At 76.4% G+C, this 653-nt stretch carries 1 protein-coding gene; it reads right to left on the bottom strand.

Going from position 1 to position 653, the window contains the following annotated elements:
• The coding region (locus ACYVE9_RS29835; protein WP_461030985.1) for a beta-ketoacyl reductase at positions 1 to 653 on the bottom strand (653 nt) is incomplete at both ends.

The raw sequence follows: 653 nt of genomic DNA on the forward strand, positions 1-653 counted from the left end.
TACCGGCCCGCCGCCGGGTCGGGGCCTTGGCCAGGGGGCGCAGCAGCGCGGGCAGCGCGTCGTGGTGGGTGCGCAGAGCGGCCTGGTCGAGGTCCATGGGCAGCAGGGCGGCCCGGTCGGACTCGCTTCCGGCGTCCAGCAGCCGCATGCCCCGGTCGGGTCCGAGGGGCACCATGCCGGTGCGGGCGTGCCGCTCGCGGTCGGCGCCGGTGAGTTCCGCGGTCATGCCCGCGTCCGGCAGCCAGGTGCCCCAGGCCAGCGACACGGCAGGCAGCCCCAGGTCGCGGCGGTGGCGGGCGAAGGCGTCCAGGAAGGCGTTGGCGGCGGAGTAGTTGGCCTGTCCGGCGCCGCCGAAGGTGCCGGCCACCGAGGAGAAGACCACGAACCGGGTCAGGTCGAGGTCACGGGTCAGTTCGTGCAGGGCCACCACCGCGTCGGCCTTGGGCCGCAGCGCCTCGGCGAGCCGTTCGGGCGTCATCGACGGGACGATGCCGTCGGACAGGACGCCGGCGGTGTGCACGACGGCCGTCAGCGGGTGCTCGGCGGGGACGCGGGCGAGCAGCGCGGCCAGGGAGGTGCGGTCGGACACGTCGCACGTGGCGACGGTGACCTCCGCGCCCAGGGCCGTCAGTTCCCCGCGCAGCTCCGCGGCG

It is taken from the genome of Streptomyces sparsus (genome assembly GCF_054776295.1).